At 70.3% G+C, this 19554-nt stretch carries 17 protein-coding genes and 1 pseudogene; 14 read left to right on the top strand and 4 right to left on the bottom strand.

All coding sequences use genetic code 11. The features are described from left to right. Positions 1-201 precede the first annotated feature (201 nt). From istA to THESUDRAFT_RS07905, 14 genes and pseudogenes are all read left to right on the top strand, one after another. Positions 202-972 carry an IS21 family transposase gene (istA, locus tag THESUDRAFT_RS14570; RefSeq protein WP_242823287.1) on the top strand — a complete coding sequence of 257 codons (771 nt, stop codon included), beginning with the start codon at positions 202-204 and terminating at the stop codon, positions 970-972. 172 nt (positions 973-1144) lie between these two features. After that, positions 1145-1645 (top strand): Mu transposase domain-containing protein, encoded by a 501-nt coding sequence (locus THESUDRAFT_RS14565; protein ID WP_242823286.1) that lies wholly within the window; start codon positions 1145-1147, stop codon positions 1643-1645. After that, positions 1642-2418: an IS21-like element helper ATPase IstB gene (istB, locus tag THESUDRAFT_RS07955; protein WP_006904253.1), complete on the top strand. Its 777-nt coding sequence runs from the start codon at positions 1642-1644 to the stop codon at positions 2416-2418. The genes THESUDRAFT_RS14565 and istB overlap by 4 nt, the downstream gene beginning before the upstream one ends. Before the next feature lie 260 nt (positions 2419-2678). Next, positions 2679-2777, top strand: a pseudogene (locus THESUDRAFT_RS14560) (helix-turn-helix domain-containing protein); the annotation flags it as partial. Between the two features lie 86 nt (positions 2778-2863). Continuing rightward, entirely contained in the window at positions 2864-3967 is a 1104-nt protein-coding gene (gene tnpB, locus THESUDRAFT_RS07950; protein WP_006904252.1) for an IS607 family element RNA-guided endonuclease TnpB, read from the top strand. Positions 3968-4047: 80 nt separating this feature from the next. Next, entirely contained in the window at positions 4048-5715 is a 1668-nt protein-coding gene (locus THESUDRAFT_RS07945; protein WP_207635424.1) for a glycoside hydrolase family 3 protein, read from the top strand. Positions 5716-5729: 14 nt separating this feature from the next. Beyond that, on the top strand, positions 5730-7049 hold the full coding sequence (locus THESUDRAFT_RS07940; RefSeq protein ID WP_207635423.1) for an exo-beta-N-acetylmuramidase NamZ family protein: 1320 nt from the start codon (positions 5730-5732) through the stop codon (positions 7047-7049). A 229-nt stretch (positions 7050-7278) separates the two neighbouring features. Beyond that, on the top strand, positions 7279-8655 hold the full coding sequence (locus THESUDRAFT_RS07935) for a PTS transporter subunit EIIC (protein ID WP_006904249.1): 1377 nt from the start codon (positions 7279-7281) through the stop codon (positions 8653-8655). Positions 8656-8955: 300 nt separating this feature from the next. Continuing rightward, positions 8956-9930: an N-acetylmuramic acid 6-phosphate etherase gene (gene murQ, locus THESUDRAFT_RS07930; protein WP_006904248.1), complete on the top strand. Its 975-nt coding sequence runs from the start codon at positions 8956-8958 to the stop codon at positions 9928-9930. A 20-nt stretch (positions 9931-9950) separates the two neighbouring features. After that, on the top strand, positions 9951-10754 hold the full coding sequence (locus THESUDRAFT_RS07925) for a GntR family transcriptional regulator (RefSeq protein WP_006904247.1): 804 nt from the start codon (positions 9951-9953) through the stop codon (positions 10752-10754). Between the two features lie 38 nt (positions 10755-10792). Beyond that, positions 10793-12262 (top strand): N-acetylglucosamine-6-phosphate deacetylase, encoded by a 1470-nt coding sequence (nagA, locus tag THESUDRAFT_RS14555; RefSeq protein WP_006904246.1) that lies wholly within the window; start codon positions 10793-10795, stop codon positions 12260-12262. 129 nt (positions 12263-12391) lie between these two features. Continuing rightward, complete coding sequence (locus THESUDRAFT_RS07915; protein ID WP_006904245.1) at positions 12392-13213, top strand: glucosamine-6-phosphate deaminase; 822 nt, start codon at positions 12392-12394, stop codon at positions 13211-13213. Further along, positions 13206-14207, top strand: coding sequence for an HAD-IIB family hydrolase (locus THESUDRAFT_RS13735; RefSeq protein WP_006904244.1), 1002 nt, complete (start codon positions 13206-13208; stop codon positions 14205-14207). The genes THESUDRAFT_RS07915 and THESUDRAFT_RS13735 overlap by 8 nt, the downstream gene beginning before the upstream one ends. A 275-nt stretch (positions 14208-14482) precedes the next feature. Further along, positions 14483-15412 (top strand): proline dehydrogenase family protein, encoded by a 930-nt coding sequence (locus tag THESUDRAFT_RS07905; RefSeq protein ID WP_006904243.1) that lies wholly within the window; start codon positions 14483-14485, stop codon positions 15410-15412. A gap of 268 nt (positions 15413-15680) precedes the next feature. Here THESUDRAFT_RS07905 and hisI read toward each other — a convergent pair whose 3' ends face one another. From hisI to THESUDRAFT_RS07885, 4 genes are all read right to left on the bottom strand, one after another. After that, a complete protein-coding gene (gene hisI, locus THESUDRAFT_RS14550) occupies positions 15681-16631 on the bottom strand; it encodes a phosphoribosyl-AMP cyclohydrolase (RefSeq protein WP_006904242.1) in 951 nt (316 codons plus the stop codon). Positions 16632-16727: 96 nt separating this feature from the next. Continuing rightward, positions 16728-17558 carry an imidazole glycerol phosphate synthase subunit HisF gene (hisF, locus tag THESUDRAFT_RS07895; RefSeq protein WP_006904241.1) on the bottom strand — a complete coding sequence of 277 codons (831 nt, stop codon included), beginning with the start codon at positions 17556-17558 and terminating at the stop codon, positions 16728-16730. Then, positions 17552-18505, bottom strand: coding sequence for a 1-(5-phosphoribosyl)-5-[(5-phosphoribosylamino)methylideneamino]imidazole-4-carboxamide isomerase (gene hisA, locus THESUDRAFT_RS07890; protein WP_006904240.1), 954 nt, complete (start codon positions 18503-18505; stop codon positions 17552-17554). The genes hisF and hisA overlap by 7 nt, the downstream gene beginning before the upstream one ends. After that, positions 18483-19445, bottom strand: a complete 963-nt coding sequence (locus tag THESUDRAFT_RS07885) for an imidazole glycerol phosphate synthase subunit HisH (protein ID WP_006904239.1) — start codon at positions 19443-19445, stop codon at positions 18483-18485. Before THESUDRAFT_RS07885 ends, hisA begins: the two co-directional genes overlap by 23 nt. Positions 19446-19554 lie beyond the last annotated feature (109 nt).

The following is a 19554-nucleotide window of genomic DNA, read 5'->3' as shown; positions in this document are numbered from 1 at the left end:
GGCGGTGGCTGGCAGGGTGGATCGTTCTTGCCATCATGCTCGCCCTGGCCGGGGTTGTGAACGCTAATCGAAAAGTTACCCACGTAGGGCCCTTGTGCTAACCGAAAAACGGACCACCCCGAGACCTGCCCCCTGTATGCTGGGAGGGTGTCCAGACCTTCCAGGGACAGGAGGCCGAAGGAGTGCTCGGGATGGTCGATATTGAGTTTATCCGAAAGCGGCACTTCGTCGATGGATGGTCCATCCGGAAGATCAGCCGGCAGCTCGGGCTGGCCCCAGACGGTTCGCAAAGCCCTGGCGAGTGCGGAACCGCCTCGTTACCGGCTCAAGTCGCCACGTCCCAGCCCCGTGCTCGACCCCTACCGGGACGTCATCCTGACGTGGCTGGAACAAGACGCCACAGCCCCGCGAAAGCAGCGTCACACCGCCCGCCGGATCCACCAACGGCTGGTCGAGGAGTACGGCTTTCAAGGCGGTGAGTCCACGGTCCGGCGGTTTGTCAGCCAGGTCCGCGGTCGGCAGCCCGAACCGTTCCTCCCTCTGACGGCCGCCTGGGGCCAGTCGGCCCAGGTCGACTGGGGCGAAGCGTTGGTGGTGCTTGGGGGCCGCCGGACGGTTGCCCACCTGTTCGTCCTTCGCCTGCGTGCCAGCGGCGTGATCTTCGCCTGGGCGTCGCCGACGGAACGGCTCGAGGCCCTGCTTGAAGGCCACTGCCGGGCCTTTGCCTGGCTCGGTGGCGTCCCCCGCGAGTGCATCTTCGACAACGCCAAGACGGCGGTCACCAAGATCCTCGCCGGCCCGGCCCGCGAAGAACACCCCTCTTTGCCAGCCTCCGTGCGCACTACCTGTTCGACAGCGCCTTCTGCCGCCCCGGCGAGGCCCACGAGAAGGGAGCGGTGGAGAATGGCGTGGGGTATGTGCGGCGCAACGCCCTCGTCCCCGTGCCCGACTTCCCCAACTGGGAGGCGCTGAACGCCCACCTGCTCGCCTGGTGTGAGCGAGAGCGCCAGCGGCGCGGGGAGGCATGGGAACAAGAGCGAGTGGCGCTTCGGCCCCTGCCGGACCGGCCCTTCCGTGCCGCCCGGCCCCACGTCGTCACGGTCAACAAGCTAAGCCTTGTCACCTTCGACCGGAACCGGTGTTCGTGCCTTGCGAGTGGGTGGGCCGCACGCTGACCCTGTGGGCCTATACGGACCGGATTGAGGTCACCGACGGCGAGCGGCTGGTGGCGACCCATCCGCGGGCTTACGGCCGTGGCGAGACGTGCCTGGAACTCGCTCACTACCTTCCGGCCCTGGCCCGCAAGCCGCGGGCCGCAACCCACCTGGCCGTTGTGCCCAAGTTGCCCCCGGTGTATGCCCAGGTCCAGCGCGTCCTGTGCAGCCGACGTCCCGATGGGTACCGTGAGTTCGCCCAGATCCTGCTCCTGCACCGGGAGTTCCCGGCTGAGGTGATCACCGAGGCTTTGGAGCAGGCCGCCTCCCAGGGGCTGCTGGAGCCGCAAGCCGTTCGCCAGCTGATCCTCAACCGTCTGGCCCGTCCGGTCCCCGAGCCGGTGCCCGTTCCGGACCGGTTCGCCGCCCTTCGGGTCCGGGCTTCCGATCCGGCCTGTTATGACGCCCTGCTGGGAGGGAATCGCCGATGAATGCCGCGAAGGCGACCCAGGAAGCGCTCATCGACCTCTATGCCCGGGAGTTACGGCTGCCGGGGCTCCGCAAAGCCTACCGCGAACTGGCCCGGGACGCCGCTCAGAGCGGCCAGGACCACCTGGCCTACCTGGCCGCCTGCCTCACGGCCGAAGTCGAGTCACGGCGCCAGAGCCGCTTGAGCCGCCGGTTGGGGATGGCCCGGTTTCCCGCCCTGAAAACGCTGGAGTCTTTCGACTTCACGGCCCTTCCCGACCTGCCCAAGGCCCGGGTGCTCCAGCTGGCGGACCGGAGCTTCGTCAAGGCTCAAGAGAACGTGGTCTGCCTGGGCCCGACGGGAACGGGGAAGACCCACACGGCCATCGCCCTCGGGGTGGCCGCCATCCATGCCGGCTGGCGGGTGCGATTCACCACGGCCGTCGCCCTGGGGCAGGAGCTGCTGCAGGCCCACAACGAGGCCAGGCTGCCCAAGGCCCTCAAGGGGTGGGATCGCTTCGACCTCGTGATTCTCGATGAACTGGGGTACCTCGGCCTGGGCCCCGCGGGGCCGCTGCTGTTTCAGTTCTGCGCCCACCGCTACGAGCGTGGCAGCCTGCTCATCACGACCAACCTCGAGTTCTCGCGCTGGGTCGAGGTCTTTGGCGACGCCACCCTGACCTCGGCCTTGCTCGACCGGCTCACCCACCGGTCCCATGTGCTGCTGTTCAACGGCGAGTCCTACCGGTTCCGCGAAAGCCAGCAGCGGTTGCGGAAGGAGGGAGTCTCACACTGACGAACCTCTGAATCCGACACCGGGGTGGTCAACAATTAGGTTAGCACGGTGGTCAAGTTTTCGATTAGCACGCACACCGGGGTTCCCACTCGGGCGGCAGGTTTCACGGATGCCGGCTGGGCCGGTGTACCCAAGAGGGGCTGAGAACAGCTAGTGCGTTTCTTATCGTTTCTCGCCCAACGTCATCAAATCTTAGCATCCCCTCCCCTCCTCGGTCGGCTCGTTGTCTAAGAACAGATGTTCTGATACGCTGTCCTTGGATGATTTTGGGGGGCTCCCCCATGCGTGTTTTGCAGGCGTACCGCTTCGCCCTCGACCCCACACCCCGCCAGGAACGGGCGCTGGCCTCCCACGTGGGCGCCCGCCGCTTCGCCTTCAACTGGGGCCTGGCCCTGGTGAAGGAGCGCTTGGAAGCCCGCACCCGGGGCGAGGATGTGGCGGTGCCGTGGACGCTTCCGGCATTGCGGCGGGAGTGGAACCGGCAAAAGCACGTCGTCGCCCCCTGGTGGCGGGAGAACTCGAAGGAAGCCTACTCCTCCGGCCTGGAGGGCTGGCCCGGGCCCTTCAGAACTGGTCGAAGAGCCGCAAGGGTGAACGCAAGGGCCGCCGGGTTGGCTTCCCGCGCTTTCGGAAGAAGGGGCGGGGGCGTGAGTCGGTGCGGTTCACCACCGGCGCGATCCGGGTGGACGACAAGAGCCACGTCGTCCTGCCCCGGATCGGGCGGGTGAAGACCCACGAGCCGACCACGGCCCTGCTCCGGCGCATCGAAGTGGGGGCGGCCCGCATCCTCTCCGCCACGGTCGCCCGGGAAGGCGGGCGGTGGTTCGTCAGCTTCACCTGCGAGGTGGAGCGGCAACCGGGCCGCCCTCGGTTCCCCTGGCGGGTGGTGGGCGTGGACGCGGGGGTGAAGTACCTGGCGGTCCTTTCGACGGGCGAGAAGTGGCCGAACCCCCGGTCCCTTGAAAAAGCCCTCCGAAAGATCGCCCGATCCAACCGCGCCCTGGCCCGGCGCCAGCGGGGAAGCCGACGGTGGCAGGAGGCGCTGTGCCGGCTGCAGCGGGCCTACGCCCGGGCGGCCCACATCCGGCGGGACGCCATCCACAAGCTGACCCACGATCTCGCCACCACCTACGGCGTGGTGGTGGTCGAGAATCTGCATGTGGCGGGCATGCTGAAGAACCGCCGGCTGGCCCGGGCGCTGGCCGATGCGGCCCTGGCGGAGATCCGCCGCCAGCTCGAATACAAATGCTTTTGGCACGGGGCGGTCCTCGTCGAAGCGCCGCTGTTCTATCCCAGCAGCAAGCGTTGCTCGCGGTGCAGCGCGGTGAAGGCGTCGCTACCGCTTTCGCAGCGCATTTTCTGCTGCGAGGAATGCGGGCTCGTGCTCGACCGGGACGAAAACGCGGCCCGAAATCTCGCGGCCCTGGTGGCCGCCGTCGCCGGGAGTGGCCCGGAGACGTTAAACGCCCGTGGACGGGATGGAAGACCTGCCACAAGGCAGGCGATCCCGGAGGAAGCGGGAAGCCGGCTCCCGCTCATTGCCGGGTAAGACCGGCACCGTCGATCCGTGAGGATCGACTGCCTGAAACAGATGACGATGTTTCAGGTAACGGGTGGCAAGATGACGAGGTGCGCCGCGGGTGGATCCAGCGTTTTCTCGCCCACATGACGCTGGAGGAAAAGGTGGGCCAGATGTTCATGATCGACGTCTACGGCCGGACTCCCACCGATCCCGCATATGAAGATGAAAACCTTGCGTCCGGGCGTGGCGTCCGCAACTTTGCCGAAGCGATCGAACGTTATCACGTGGGCGGGTTCATCTACTTCAACTGGAACGGGAACATCGGCGTCCCTCTTGACCCCCAGCAGGTGCAGGACCTGTCCAACGGGTTGCAGGAGATTGCACGGAAACAGCGGATACCCATTCCTCTTCTCATCGCGACCGACCAGGAAGGGGGCATCGTTGCTCGGGTGCGGCAGCCAGCAACCGAGTTCCCCGGCAACATGGCCCTGGGTGCGGCGCGCTCCCCGCAACTGGCTCATCAGGCCGCTCGCATGACCGCTCGGGAACTGCGGGCGCTGGGAATCAATATGAACCTGGCGCCGGTCCTTGACGTCAACGTCAATCCGTCCAACCCGGTCATTGGGGTACGCTCTTTTGGCGAGGATCCCGAACTCGTGGCGGACCTGGGAGTGGCGCAGGTCCTCGGCTACCAGGACGAGGGCGTGATCGCCACGGTGAAGCATTTCCCGGGACACGGGGACACCAATGTCGATTCCCACTATGGTTTGCCGATCATCCACCATGACCGCGCAACCCTCGACCGGGTTGATCTGGCCCCGTTCAAAGCTGCCGTCGCTGCAGGTGTCGATGCGGTGATGACAGCGCACATCGTGGTTCCGGCGCTGGATGACTCGGGATTACCGGCAACCTTGTCGCGTCCGATCCTAACGGGCCTGCTCCGGGAGGAGCTGGGCTTTGACGGTGTGATCATCACCGACGCATTAGGGATGCAGGGCGCCCAGGTGTTGCCGCCCGAGCGAATTCCTGTGGAGGCAATCAAGGCGGGAGCCGACATCTTGCTGATGCCTCCCGACGTGGCCCTGGCCTATGAGGCCGTTCTGGACGCTGTCCGCCGCGGCGAAATCTCCGAACGGCGGATCGATCAGTCGGTTGCCCGCATCCTCGAACTGAAGATGCGGCGGGGGTTATTCGAATGGGAGTTGCCCGGCAGGGATGACCTGACCGTCCTGGGACGGGCTGACCACCGGGCCGTCTCCCAGCGGATCGCCGACGGAAGCATCACCCTGCTGCGGAATACGGGCAATGTCCTGCCCCTGCAGGCTGGTTCCCGTGTTCTCGTGGTGGGGCCCCAGACGGCTGGACCCATGTTCCTGGCCCGGGAGTTGCAGTCCAGGGGGTTGGGGGTCACAACACTGGTTACAGGACTGAACCCCACGGCCGCCGAGAGGGATGAAGCGGTACGCCGGGCGGGCGATGCCGACGTGGTGGTGGTCACCACGTACAACGCCAATTCCTATCCCGGTCAACGCCAACTGGTGGAGCGGCTGGCGGGGACGAACCAGCCGGTTGTGGTGGCCGCTACCCGGAATCCTTATGACGCCGCCGTGTTGCCTCCCACAGCCGGTTATTTGGTGACCTACGGTTACCAGCCCGTTTCCCTGGTGGCACTGGCTCGCGTGCTGGTGGGCGAGGTGAACCCCTCCGGCCTGCTACCGGTGACCATTCCCGGCCTGTTCCCCTATGGGGCAGGACTCAGGTATCCGGCACCTTGAAAGGGGTGTTGATTGTGGCGATCGGTGCGCAACGCTGGCGGTGGCGGGCCGTTACGGCCATACTGGCGGGAGTGACAATCCTGGCCTTGCTCGCCCAGTTGTTCACCGTTCTCGTCCTTGAGCAGCGGCATGTCGCTGCCCGGCGCCGGGTGCGTACGGGCCTTGAAGTCCTGCTTACAGACCGCCTAGACCTGATCCGTGGGAAACGCGTCGGGATCATAACAAATCCTACTGGTGTTCTGCCCGACCTGCGGCATGGGGTGGACGCTCTGGCCACCGCCGAGGGCGTCCACCTGGTGGCCATATTCGGACCCGAGCATGGTTTTCGTGGTTCGGCCCAGGCCGGCGGATCAGAAGGGAGTTACGTTGACGAGCGCACGGGGGTGCCAGTGTACGACCTCTACGGAAAGAACCGCGATGCCATAGCCCAGTTGTTCCAGAACACCGGCGTAGAGGTGGTCCTGTTCGATATACAGGATGTCGGCACCCGCTACTACACGTACATCTGGACCATGGCCGACGCCCTTGAAGCTGCCGCGCTTACCGGAACAGAGTTCATCGTTCTAGACCGACCCAACCCCACGGGTGGAATCCAGGCGGAAGGACCCGTGCTTCACCCCGAATACAGCAGTTTCGTCGGTCGCTACCCCATAGCCCAGCGGCACGGGATGACCGTGGGGGAACTGGCCCTTCTATTCAACGACCGCTTTGTTCCTGATCGCACCGGGGGCCGGCGAGCCCAGCTAACGGTGATTCCCATGCAGGGCTGGTTCCGCGACATGTACTATGAGGAAACCGGCCTGCCCTGGGTGATGCCGTCGCCTAATATGCCGACTGTCGACACCGCCATGGCCTACATCGGAATGGGGCTTATGGAGGGCACGAACCTGTCGGAGGGAAGGGGGACGACCCGCCCATTTGAGCTAATCGGTGCGCCGTACATCGACTGGCGACTCGGTCAGCGTCTCGCTCATGCCAAGCTGCCCGGCGTGCGCTTTCGTGAGGCGTATTTCGCGCCCACGTTCAGCAAATATGCCGGCCGAACCATCGGTGGAATCCAGTTATACGTGACGGACCGGGACCAGTTTGACCCAATTCGCACGGCCATCACCATCATCGTTGAAACGAAACGCCTGTACGGTGACCGCTTTCAGTGGCGATCCGACCTCTGGATCGACCGCTTGACGGGCTCCACCCAGGTCAGGACGGCGGTAGATGCCGGGCAAAGCCCCGATGCCATCGTCGCGGGATGGCAAGACGAGCTGGCAGGGTTCCGCGTCCTGAGGGACCAGTATTTGCTATATGGCCTCCGCGGTAACGGCCGGTACCGGTAGAGTCCGGCGATACAGGGGGGCGGGCAGGGAGCCCGCCTCCCGCCTTGTCAGGGAGCTCCAACTGCCGGGAACACGGGCTACAGCCCGCCGGAGGTATGCGGGATGGCAGGTGATCGAGCAACGGGGAGCAGGAAACAAGACGCCCAAGTGGTATATACATTATGCCCAGTCCTGGCCGGTGGCAACGGCCGGGATGGGGCGAGACATCCCGCGAAGGGGGTGCGTCCGCGTGGCCCAGGAGGAATCCATCGCGCGGAGCATACTGGACGTGGTGGGCCGGGGTAACGTCCGGTCGGCGGAACACTGCATGACGCGCCTGCGCCTGGAATTGGTCGATGCCGGCTCCGTCGACCAGAACCAGCTCAAGAAGATCAGCGGCGTCAAGGGCGTCGTGCGGACCGGCAGCCAGTTGCAGATCATCTTTGGTCCTGGGCTGGCCGAGCGGGTCACCGCAGCGGTTGCCAGCGAGCTGAAGTCCGGGCAGGGCGGCCCGGCGCAGGCTCCGGCGCGAACCCAGAGCACCATCGAGCAGAAGGCAGCATCCCCCGGTGTGCGTGGCTTCCTCAAGAAGATCGCCAACATCTTTCTTCCTCTGCTGCCTGCCATCATCGGTAGCGGCCTCATCATCGGCCTCACCAACTTCTTCGTTCGCATCGGGTGGATCACGGACCAGACCACCGTCGCCGGAGTGCCCCTTCTGGCCGTACTGCAGGTTCTTGGCGGTACGTTTCTTGGCTTCATGCACATTCTGGTCGGGATGAACGCGGCGCGGGAGTACGGAGGCCCCGGGGCCATCGGCGCGCTGGCCGGCATGCTTCTGATCGCTCCCAGCTTGCAGAACATTCCCAACATGGCCCCCGGCCGTGGCGGCATCATCGGGGCTCTGATCGCGGGCGCCTTTCTCGGATGGCTGTACAAGACGGTGAACCGCCGCATGCCGGACACCATCAGCGTCATGGCGACGCCCTTCATCACGGTGCTGGTTGGCGGTGCCGTCATCCTGTTCGTCGTCCAGCCGATCGGCTTCTACGCGTCCAACTGGATTGCTACTGGCGTGAAGGCGCTTCTGGACGTGGGCGGCCCCCTGGTGGGCGCGGTGCTGGCGGGAACCTTCCTGCCTATGGTGATGCTGGGCATCCATCAGGGTACCGTCCCCATTCACGTGGAACTGATCAATTCCCTGGGCAATACGCCGCTGCTGCCGATCCTGGCCATGGCCGGCGCAGGCCAGGTGGGTGCCTCGCTGGCCGTCTATGTGAAAACGCGGGATCGGGAGTTGCGGCAGATCATCCTCAGTGCGCTGCCGGTGGGCATCCTGGGCATCGGCGAGCCGCTGATCTATGGTGTCACGCTGCCGCTGGGCCGGCCGTTCATCGCCGCCTGTCTGGGCGGCGCAGTGGGCGGTGCCTTCATCGCCGTCACCAAGATCGGTGCCCTGGCCCTGGGCGTATCGGGTGTGCTGCTGGCATTCCTGGTGACCAGCCCGGTCCTTTACCTGCTGGGCATCCTGATCTCGTACGCCGCCGGCTTTGCCATCGCGTACGTCATGGGCTTCGACGAGAGCCTGGCCCAGAACAGCCGGACCTTCGCCTTCACCGCGGACTGACCGTGTCAACCGGTGCGCCGGCGGCGATGAGGCGGGCACCGGCCCTGCCGACCTCCCGCAAACCGCCTTTCCGAACTGGCACGAGGCCGGCCGCAGCGGGCGGCCGGCCTCGATGTTCGATCCTGGGGAACAGGCGCTGGTACAGGAACGGAAGGTGCGAGAGCCCAGCGCTCCCGCCGACCAGGTGACCCAGCGGGCTACCCGGGCGGTGGGGGAGGGAGCGCCAGCAGATGCGATGGCTGCGGAAGGGCGGGCCGTGAGCAAGGGCTATTGGGGAAGGGCTACGAAGGGGGCAACAACATGGAGGGGCAGCACCAGCAAAGCGGGGCTCGGAAGCCGGACGTGCCGTCTCCAGCAGGCCGAGTCGACCTGTCCCGGCTGGTTACGGAACAGCCCAACCCGGCCACGGCCAGGCTGGATATCCTGGATGCACGGGAGATCTGCCGGTTGATCAATGAAGAGGATCACAAGGTTGCGCCCGCTGTGGCCCAGCACCTGGACGTGATTGCGGAGGCGGTGGAACGCATCGCGGCGGCGCTGCGCCGCGGGAATCGCCTGTTCTACGTCGGCGCGGGAACCAGTGGCCGCCTGGGCGTGCTCGATGCTGCCGAATGCCCGCCCACCTTCGGCACCGACCCCGAGATGGTTCAGGGCATCATTGCCGGAGGGCCCCAGGCCCTGACGCGAGCGGTGGAAGGGGCTGAAGACGACAGCGAAGCCGGCCGGCAAGACATCAGGGCGCGGGGCGTTCGGGCTGGCGACGTGGTCGTGGCCCTGTCGGCCAGCGGGCGTACGCCCTACTGCCTGGGCGCCTTGCAGGCCGCCCGGGAGGCCGGTGCCTTCACCGTGGCCGTCACCTGCAACCCTGGTTCCGCCATGGGCGGCGTGGCCGACCTGGCCATCGAGGTGGTGGTGGGACCGGAGGTGCTGGCCGGTTCGACCCGAATGAAGGCCGGTACCGCTCAGAAAATGGTGCTCAACATGCTCAGCACGGCGGCCATGGTGCGGCTCGGCAAATGCTATGGCAACCTCATGGTGGACCTGCGGCCGACCAATGAGAAGCTGGTGGAACGCGCACGCCGGATCATCATGCGCGTGCTGGGATGCGATGCCTCGACGGCGGCCGACCTCCTGGCCCGGTCGGGAAACCAGGTCAAGGTGGCCATCGTGATGGGCGCCACGGGTCTGGACGCCGAGGGTGCGCGCCGCCGCCTGGACGAACACGGCGGGTTCGTCCGCAGGGTATTGGACGAAGCAGCGTCTGGGTCGAGCTGAAGGGGGAGGGATCTCCCGTAATGCGGGGACACCGTGGGCGGGCCACCCTCTACATCGAGATCATGGAGTTCCTGCGGCGGCGGATCCGGGAGGGGCACCTCCGCCCCGGCGACCGGATCCCCTCCGAGCGCGAGCTGGCCGAGCAGTTTGGCGCGAGCCGTATGACGGTGCGTCACGCCTTGGACCAGTTGGCGTGGGAAGGGGTGATTCGCCGGGAGCAGGGGCGGGGAAGTTTCGTTGCCGAACCCAAGATTCCCCTGGGGCTGCAGTTCCTGACCAGCTTCTCGGAAGACATGCGCCGGCGGGGGCTTGAACCTTCGTCCCGCCTGCTGTCCGTGGCGGTGGTCGAGGCCGACGATGCCGTGGCCGCCCAGCTGGCGCTGGCGGTGGACCGGCGGGTCACCTCCCTGCGCCGCGTGCGCTATGCCAACGGCGAACCTCTTTCCATCGAGCATGTGCAGGTTCCCTACCGGCTCCTGCCCGACCTGGCCGAGCATGTCCGCGAGCGGTTCCGGGGGCAGCGAGCGACCGCCTTATCCCTGTACGAGCGTTTCGACCGCGTGGGCATTGTCCTGCAACAGGCCCGGCAGACCATCGAAGCCGCCGTGGCCACGGCCGAACAGGCCCGCTGGCTCCAGGTGCGGGAAGGGAGCGCCCTGCTGCTGCTCACGCGGGTGAGTTTTGACACCACGGGCCGTCCGGTCGAACTGGTCCGTTCCTGGTACCGGGGGGATCGCTACCGCTATGAAACGGAGTTGATTCGGCCTCCCGCGGCGGCCGAGGTCCTCCCCGCGGCGGCCGGGGGTGAACCGGAACAGCCTTGACCAGGACCAGCCTGGGTCCAGGTGCAGGAAAGGAAGCGATGGCCAGCATGGACATGACGCATCCTCTCCGGGAAGCAGCGGAAGGGTTTACCCTTCGGAGCCGTCGCATCGTGGTGCCCGGGGGCATCCTCGACGGTTACGTGCGGGTTGCCGGGGGGCGGATTGTAGAGGTGGGCGCGGGTGAGCCACCGGCCGCGGCTGGCGGTATGGTGACCCGCCTGGGGGATGCCTGGCTGCTCCCCGGAATGATCGATCTCCACATCCACGGCCTGGGCGGCTGGGACACCTACGATCTGCGGCCTGAAGCGGCCCGCCACCTGGGGCTCCTGCTGGCGGCGACCGGAACCACGGCGTACTGGCCCACCCTGGCCACGGCGGAATGGGACGCGATGGAGGCGGCCTGCGCCTTCTGGGGCGGGTTCATCCGGGAGGAATGGGCCGGAGGCGGCGAGGGGCCCGGTGGGGGTGGTGCGCCGGGCGAGCCAAGCGGCTGGGCCGGTACGGGGCACGCGGGTGATGGGAGGGGCGCTGGCGCCGGGGGCTCGACGGGCGGGGGCGGCGGTGCGGGCCGGCCGGGTGGCGCGGGCGGTGCGGGCGATCCGGCCGGCTCGACCGGTGCGGCAGGCCCGGGCGGCCCGGCCGGCCACCCGGCCTGGGGCGCGGGGGCGCGGCCCCTGGGCCTTCACCTGGAGGGTCCCTTCCTCAACCCCCGCAAGCCCGGTGCCATGCGCCCCGAGTGGATGGTCCCGCCCGATGCCGGCCGGTTGCAGCTCCTTCTGGACCGGGCCCGGGGAACGGTGCGGCGGGTCACCCTGGCCCCCGAGCTGCCGGGGGCGCTGGACCTGGTCCGGCACCTGCGCCGGCTGGGCGTCGTGGTGGCCGCCGGCCACAGCGAGGCCAGCTATGGGGAGGCGGTGGCGGCCTTTCACGCCGGGGTCACCCTGGGCAACCATATCTTCAACGCCATGCCGCCCCTCCATCACCGGGAGCCGGGCCTGCTGGGGGCGGTGATGGACCTGCCCTTCGACGGCGAGCTCATCGCCGACGGGGTCCACGTGCACCCGGCCGCCATGCGGTTGCTGTGGCGGCTGAAGGGGACCGGCCGGCTGGCGGTGATCAGCGATGCGGTGGCAGCCGCCCTGCTGCCGCCCGGGCGTTACGATCTGCGCGCCTTCGTGGCGGAAGTGCGCCCCGATGGAACCAGCCGGCTGGCCGACGGGACCCTGGCGGGCAGCACGGCCACCATGCTCACCTGCCTGCGGGTGCTGGTCGAACAGGTGGGGGTGCCCTGGCCCGAAGCCGCCCGGATGACGGCCGCGGTGCCGGCGCGCATCGCGGGAGTGGGGGAGCGGAAGGGGGCCATCGTGCCGGGACTGGACGCCGACCTCTTCGCCCTGGACGAGCAATGGCGAGTCGTGGCAACCTGGGTGGAAGGGGTACCCGTCCACACGCCGGAGCGGCCCCTGGTGGTCGCAGACCTCATCAACCGCGCCCTGGCGGTACAGTGAACGGGCTGCCGGGCCGGACGGCACCCGTCCGGTGACCGCCCGGTGCCGGGGGAGCGGTTCGAGCCCCCTGGCCGGCACCGGCAGCCCTGGCGGGCCGGTCCGGGTGGGACGCCTTCTGGAGGGTTGACCATGCCACCCCGCATCCGCATCGCCGAGTCCTACGAAGCCATGAGCGCGGCCGCGGCGGAGGCCGTTGCCCGCAGGCTGGCCGCTCGGCCCAGCCTGCGCATGCTCCTGCCTACAGGGCATACTCCCCTGGGCATGTACCGCCGCCTGGTCGAGATCACCCGCCACGAAGGGCTGCGCTGGGACCGGGCGCAGGTCTTCCTCCTGGACGAGTATCTGGGACTGGGCCCTGAGGATCCCGGCTCCTTCCGCCGTTACATGGCGGAACACCTGCTGCGGCACCTGAACCCGGCCCCGGCCGTGGACAGCCTGAACGGCCGGGCCGCCGATCCCGGGTCGGAGTGCGCCCGGTACGAGCAGGCCCTGGCAGCGGCAGGCCTGGACCTGGTGGTCCTGGGGATCGGGCGCAACGGCCACATCGGCTTCAACGAGCCCGGCTCGCCTTTCACCTCCCGCACCCGGGTGGTGACCCTGACCGCCGATACCCGGCGGGCCAACGCCCCCGATTTCGGGGGTGACCCCGAGGCGGTTCCTCCCCAGGCCCTCACCGTGGGCATCGCCACCATCCTGGAAGGCAAGGAGATCTTCGTCCTGGCCGCCGGGGCTGCCAAGGCCCCGGCGGTGGAACGGGCCATCCAGGGGCCCCTGGATCCCGCCGTACCGGCTTCGGCCCTGCAGCGCCATCCCCGGGTCACCTGGTTCCTCGACCGCGAAGCCGCCGCCGGGCTGGATCCCGAGCTGGTACCTGCCGGGGTGGGAGGCGGCGGGTCCGGGGCATGGCCCGGCAGCGAGGGGCGGAACCGCGGGGGCGCGGGCCGTGACTAGCCCGCCCGGCGGCCCCGGGCGGCGGTACCGGCTGCTGGCCCTTGACCTGGACGGCACGGTCCTGGATCCCCGGGGGCTCATCACGCCGCGTGTCCGCCGGGCAGTGGCCCGCGCCCGGGCGGCGGGCATCCGGGTGGTGCTGGCCACGGGCCGGGTTCTTCCCTCGGCGTGGGTTTATGCGCGGCAGCTGGGGCTCGAGGGGCCGCTGGTGGTAAGCGACGGGGCCGTCCTGGCGACCCTGGGCGATCCCGGAGACGGCGGCACCGCCGGCAGCACGTCCGGCACCGTACCGGCAGAGACCGGAACCGCGGCGGCCGAGGCCGGGGCGGCGGCTGCCGGTGCCGGGCTGCCGCGCCGGGGCCCGTGGACGGTCCTGGACGTACAGCCGTTTCCGCGCGACCTGGCCGAGGCGGTCACCGCCGAGCTGGTGGCGGCGGGCTGCCCGGTGGTGGTCCAGTTTCCCCAGTTCCTGGCCAGCAGCCGGCGCCCGCCGGTGGGAACGCTGATCCGGTCCCTGGCCGTACCCTACCTGCGGCACTACTGGGTGCTGCGCCGGTACGTGGTCGTCCATCCCGGGGCCGAGCTGGCCCGGTTCGTCGCCCGGGCTACTGAGCCGCCCGTCAAGATCTCGGTCTTGGGGCAGCGGGCGGTCCTGCGCCCTCTGGAGGAGCGGATCCTCCAGCGTTACGGTCAGGTCCTGCGGCTGACCCACTCCGGACCCGGCAGCTTCGACCTCTTGCCGCCGGGCACCCACAAGGCCGCCGGGCTGCAGCGGCTGGCGGCCCGCCTTGGCATCGACCGGGAGCAGGTGGTGGCCGTGGGGGACAACGACAACGATTGCGAGATGCTGCGCTGGGCCGGGCTGGGGGTTGCCATGGGCAACGCGGATCCCGCGGTTCGGGAGTGTGCCGGCCGGGTCACCGCGTCCAACGCCGAGGATGGGGTGGCGCGGCTGATCGAAGAGGTGCTGCTGGGCGGCGACCTGGGGGCCTAGCCGCCCGGCCGCAGCGGGCCGCGCTCCGCCGTGCCGGGCCGCGGCCGGCCGCAGCGAGCCGCGCCCGGCCGTGCTGGACCGTACCCGGCCGCCTCCAATCCGGCTGAATGGCTTCCGGCTGGCTGCAGGGGAACCGTTAATCGCCGGCGCAAAAAGGCGTACAATCGCCTTGGTGAGCCCCGGACAGGCCCCCGGCCCCGGGCGGCCGCCGCCGGGCCGGAGCAGGCGGCGGGGGCCATCCACCACCCATCCCACGAAGCCGGAGGCGTATCGCTGTGGCCGAACCCCACTGGAGCCGCCAGCTGATCTTCTCCGTGGCGGGGAACCCCGCCGTGACCCGCTTCGTCACCCGCTACGGCATGCGCCTGGGCGCGTCCCGGTTCGTCGCGGGGGAAGACCTGGATTCCGCCCTGACCGTGGCCCGCCAGCTGAACCAGGAAGGGTTTCCGCTGGCCATCCAGTTCCTCGGCGAGCACGTGACCCGGGCGGAAGCTGCCGCCGAGGCGGTGGAGGAGTACCTGAGGCTGCTGGCCGCGCTGGAAGAACGCGGAATCGACGCCTACATCTCCATCAAGCCCAGCCAGATGGGCCTCGAGGTGGACGAGGAGCTCGCCTATGCCAACTGCCGCCGCATCCTGGAGCAGACGGCGGCGGCGGGCCGGTTCGTCCGCATCGAGATGGAGGACTCCCCCTACACCGAGAAGACCCTCCGGCTGTACCGCCGCCTGCGCGAGACCTTCGGGACCCGGGACGTGGGGATCGTGCTGCAGGCCTACCTCTACCGCTCGGCCAGGGACCTGGAAGAGCTGGCCGATCTGCACCCCAACATCCGCTTCGTCAAAGGGGCGTACAACGAGCCGGCGTCGGTGGCCTATCCCGACAAGGCCGACGTGGACCGCAACTACCGGCAGCTGGTGCAGCGGCACCTGGAGCGGGGCGACTACGCCGCCATCGCCACCCACGACGACGTCCTGATCGAGGACCTGCTGCAGTTCATCGAGCAGCGGGGGATCCCCCGCGACCGGTTCGAGTTCCAGATGCTCTACGGTATCCGGCCCCAGCTGCAGCGGCAGGTGCGGGACCGGGGCTACCGGATGCGGGTCTACATCCCCTACGGGCGGGACTGGTACGGGTACTTCGTCCGCCGCCTGGCCGAGCGGCCGGCCAACGTGGGGTTCGTGCTGCGGAACCTGATCCGCGGGTAGGCGACCCGCTGCGCCTGCCCTGCGCCAGGCTGCTCGCCCGCCGCGGCCCGGCGCCGACCCCGGGAACGCGGTTGGGGATTGATGTTCTCGGACCGCCGGTCCTGCGGTGACCGGGCCTGCGACGGCCCATTCCGCAACCGCCGGGCCTGCAGCCTGCCAAGGCCCGCGGCGGCGGCCCGCGGAAGGCGACCCCGGTCCGGCTCGGGCTCGATCGCCGTGGACCCCGGCCCCGGCCCGACGTCGCGGGCCGGCGACCCTCGCCCGGCGCTCACCGGGCCGCGGCCCGGCGGCCCAGCTCCGCGGCCACGGCATTCCAGCCCGCGTCCCGCACCACCAGGAGGACCGTCAGGTGGTAGAGGAGATCGGCCGCCTCTTCCACCAGGCGGCGGCCGTCCTGGTGCCCGCCGGCCACCACCGTCTCCACGGCTTCCTCGCCGACCTTCTGCAGGATGCGGGGCAGCCCGGCCTCCAGCAGTTGGGTGGTGTAGGATCCCGCCGGCCGCTCCCGGACCCGCTCCCGGATCACGGCTTCCAGGCGCGAGAGCTCGCGGGCGATGGACCCCTCCGGCGCTCCGGCGCGGGCCTCAGCCGGTGCCGCGGCGGCCTGGGCCCCCGCGGTGGGTGCGGGGGCTGTCGGGGCCGCGGGGGACGCTGGGGCCGCCGGGGCTCCTGAGGGAGCCGGGGCTGCCGGAGCCCCCGCGGGAGAAGGGGTTTCGCGGCCGCCAGGGCCACCCGGGGAAACCGCGCCGTCGGCCGGGGCACCCGCCGGAGCAGCAGCCGAGGCGGCGGCCGGGGCGGCCGCCGGGACGGGGGCCGTGCGGTAGAAGCAGCTGCGCTCCCCGGTGTGGCAGGCGGGACCCGCCGGTTCGACCCGGTAGAGGACGGCGTCGCCGTCGCAATCGATGCAGACCTCCCGCACCCGGAGGGTGTGGCCCGACGTCTCGCCCTTGCGCCAGAGGCGCTGCCGGGACCGGCTGAAGAACCAGGCACGGCCCTCGGCCAGGGTGCGGGCCAGGGCCTCGCGGCTGGCATAGGCCAGCATCAGCACGTCGCCCCGCTCCGCATCCTGGACCACCACGGGCACCAGCCCCCGCTCGTCAAAGCCCACGGATTCGAGCAGGGAGTGCCCGGATTCAGGGAGGGGATGACCGGATGGAAGAAGGGGCGCCGGGCCCTCCACCGCACCCCCGCGATCACCGGCCCGCTCTCGGTCTGCCATGCTGCCCACCTGCCGTTTCTCGAGACGCCCGTTGCCGAAGGCGCATGCCGCCCGAGGGCGGGTTGCCTTCGTGCCGCCTCCAGGGTTTTTGGTTGGTCAGGCGACTTGAGGTTGTTCGAGCCGCACCGGCACGCCCCGGGCCGCCAGCAAGGCCTTGACCTCCGCGATGCTCACCTGTTGCCAGTGGAAGATGGACGCCGCCAGGGCGGCATCGGCCCCGCCCCGGACCAGCACCTCCGCAAAGTGTTCGGGCCGCCCGGCGCCGCCCGACGCGATCACCGGCACGGGCACGGCATCCGCCACCGCCCGAGTCAGTTCCAGGTCGAACCCGTCCCGGGTGCCGTCGGCGTCGATGCTGGTCAGCAGGATCTCGCCGGCGCCCAGCCGGGCGGCGCGGCGGGCCCACTCCACCGCGTCCAGGTTCGTGGGGCGGCGGCCGCCGTGGGTGTAGACCAGCCAGCGGGGTGCGGCAGGGGCGCCGGTGCCCGCGTCCGGGTTGGCCGCGTCCGGGCCGGGGGCGGCCGGGTTCCTCCCCGCGTCGATGGCCACCACGATGCACTGGCGGCCGAAACGCTCCGCCGCCTCGGCCACCAGCTCGGGCCGGGCCACCGCGGCACTGTTGATGGCCACCTTGTCGGCGCCCGCCGCCAGGAGGCGGGCGATCTGCTCGCAATCCCGCACCCCGCCGCCCACCGTCAGGGGGATGAAGACCTCCGCCGCGACCCGGCGGACCACTTCCACCAATGTCTCGCGGCCCTGGACGGTAGCGCTGATGTCCAGGAAGACCAGCTCGTCCGCACCCTCCCGATCGTAGCGGCGGGCCAGTTCCACCGGGTCCCCCGCATCCCGGAGGCCCTGGAAGTGGATTCCCTTGACCACCCGCCCGCCGTCCACGTCCAGGCAGGGGATGATGCGCCGGGTCAGCATGGAGTGCCACCTCCCGCGTCCGGTGGCTCGGGGGATGCCTCGCCTGGGTTGCGGCCGGGCCCCTGGTGTGGGGTGTCGCCTGGGCCCCGGCCCGCGGCCCGCCACGGGGTGTCGCCTGGGCCATGGCCCGGGGCCGGGCGGGTGCTCCGCCCCTCGTCCCGGCCCGGGGCCGGGACGGGTTCCCGGCCTGCCTCATGAACCGGGGTCCCGCCGGGAAGAAGGCCGGGGGCCTTGCCCGCTTCCCGCACGGCCGCCAGGGCCGCCGCCAGATCCAGGGTGCCCTCGTACAAGGCGCGCCCGGCGATGACCCCCGCCAGGCCGGCCTGCTGCAGCCGGACCACGTCGTGCACGTCCCGCACGCCGCCCGCGGCGATCACGCGCAAGCCGGCACGCAGGAAGGGCGCGAACACCGCCGGGTCGACCCCGGCCAGGGTACCGTCGCGGCCGGTGTCGGTGACGATGACCTCCGTCACCCCGGCGGCCCTCAGGCGCTCCAGCAGTGCCGCCGGGGGCTCGCCCGCCGCGGTCCAGCCGTCCACCGCCGCCCGCCCCTCCTTGAGGTCCAGGCTGGCCAGCACCCGGCCCGGGTAACGGGTCGCCACCTGGGCCACCACCTCGGGCTGCCGGACCGCCACGGTGCCGAAGATCACCGCGGCGGCGCCGTCTTCCAGATAGGCCGCGGCCGTGGCGGCGTCGCGAATGCCGCCGCCCACCTGTACCGGTACGGGCACCGCCCGCACCAGCTGCCGGATCAGCGCCTGGTGGACCGGCCGCCCCTGCCGGGCCCCGTCCAGGTCGACCACATGGAGCCGCGGCGCCCCGGCGGCCGCGAAGGCCCGGGCGGCGGCCACCGGGTCGTCCCCGTAGACCGTCTCCCGCTGGTAGTCGCCTTGCCACAGGCGGACCAGGCGGCCGCCCCGCAGGTCAAGGGCTGGGATCACAAGCACCGCACATCGCTCCAAAGTTCCGCAGGATGCGCAGGCCGGCCGGCCCGCTCTTCTCCGGATGGAACTGGGTGCCCAGCACCGGGCCGGCCTCCACCGCCGCCACGAAGGGGCCGCCGTAGTCCGCCCGGGTCCACAGGATCCCGGCGGAAGCCGGTGCCGGCGCAGGGGAGGACCCGGCGCCGGAGGATCCTCCGGCCGGGTGCCGGCCTGCCGCCGGGGAGGGCGGGGCGAGACCCGCGGATCCCGGCAGCCCGGATGCCAATGCCACCGCCGCGGGCAGGGGAGAGGAGGCCGGCACGGGCGAGCCTGCCGGCGGCCATGGCACCCGGTACGAGTGGACGAAGTAGGCGAAAAAGGCGTCACCCAGGCCCGCCAGCAGGCGGCTGCCCGGCGGGACGGCGACCCGGTTCCAGCCCATGTGGGGCACCTTGAGGGGGCCTTCGGGTGCCCCGAAGTCACCCGCTGCTCCCCTCAGCCCTTCCGGGGCGCTGGCCATGGCTCCCTCTGCCCTCACCGCTCCCGGGCCTCGGGCCTCCGCTCCGCCCCCGGCGGCCGCCGCTTCCGGCGGCCCCGCTGCAACCCCGGCCACCGCCAGGCGGGTGGGGAAGGGTTCGACCCAGCCGGGCAGCAGGCCGAGCCCGGGCCAGCAGCCGTCCTCCCGGCTCCCCTCAAAGAGAAGCTGCATGCCCAGGCAGATGCCGAGCAGCGGCCGCCCCGCCGCCACCCGCTCCAGCAGCACGGGGATGAGGCCCAGGGCCTCCAGCCGCCGCCGGGCGGGGCCGAAGGCCCCCACGCCCGGCAGGACCACCCCGGCCGCACGGGCCAGTTCGTCCGGGTCCGCGGTGAGGCGGGTGCGGCAGCCGGCCCGCTCCAGGGCCTTGCCCAGGCTGTGGACGTTGCCCGTTCCGTAGTCGACCATGGCCACGTACGGCTGCGCCATGCTGCTGCCTCCTTGCCGGCCGGTGCCGCGGGCGCGTTCCCCGGCATTCCCCCGGCCTGCCAGACCGGTCCACCGCCCAGCCGGACCGGTCCGCCCACCCGCCGGGCGG

Source organism: Thermaerobacter subterraneus DSM 13965 (genome assembly GCF_000183545.2).
GTDB lineage: Bacteria > Bacillota > Sulfobacillia > Thermaerobacterales > Thermaerobacteraceae > Thermaerobacter > Thermaerobacter subterraneus.
This window is presented reverse-complemented; position numbering and strand designations above follow the sequence as displayed.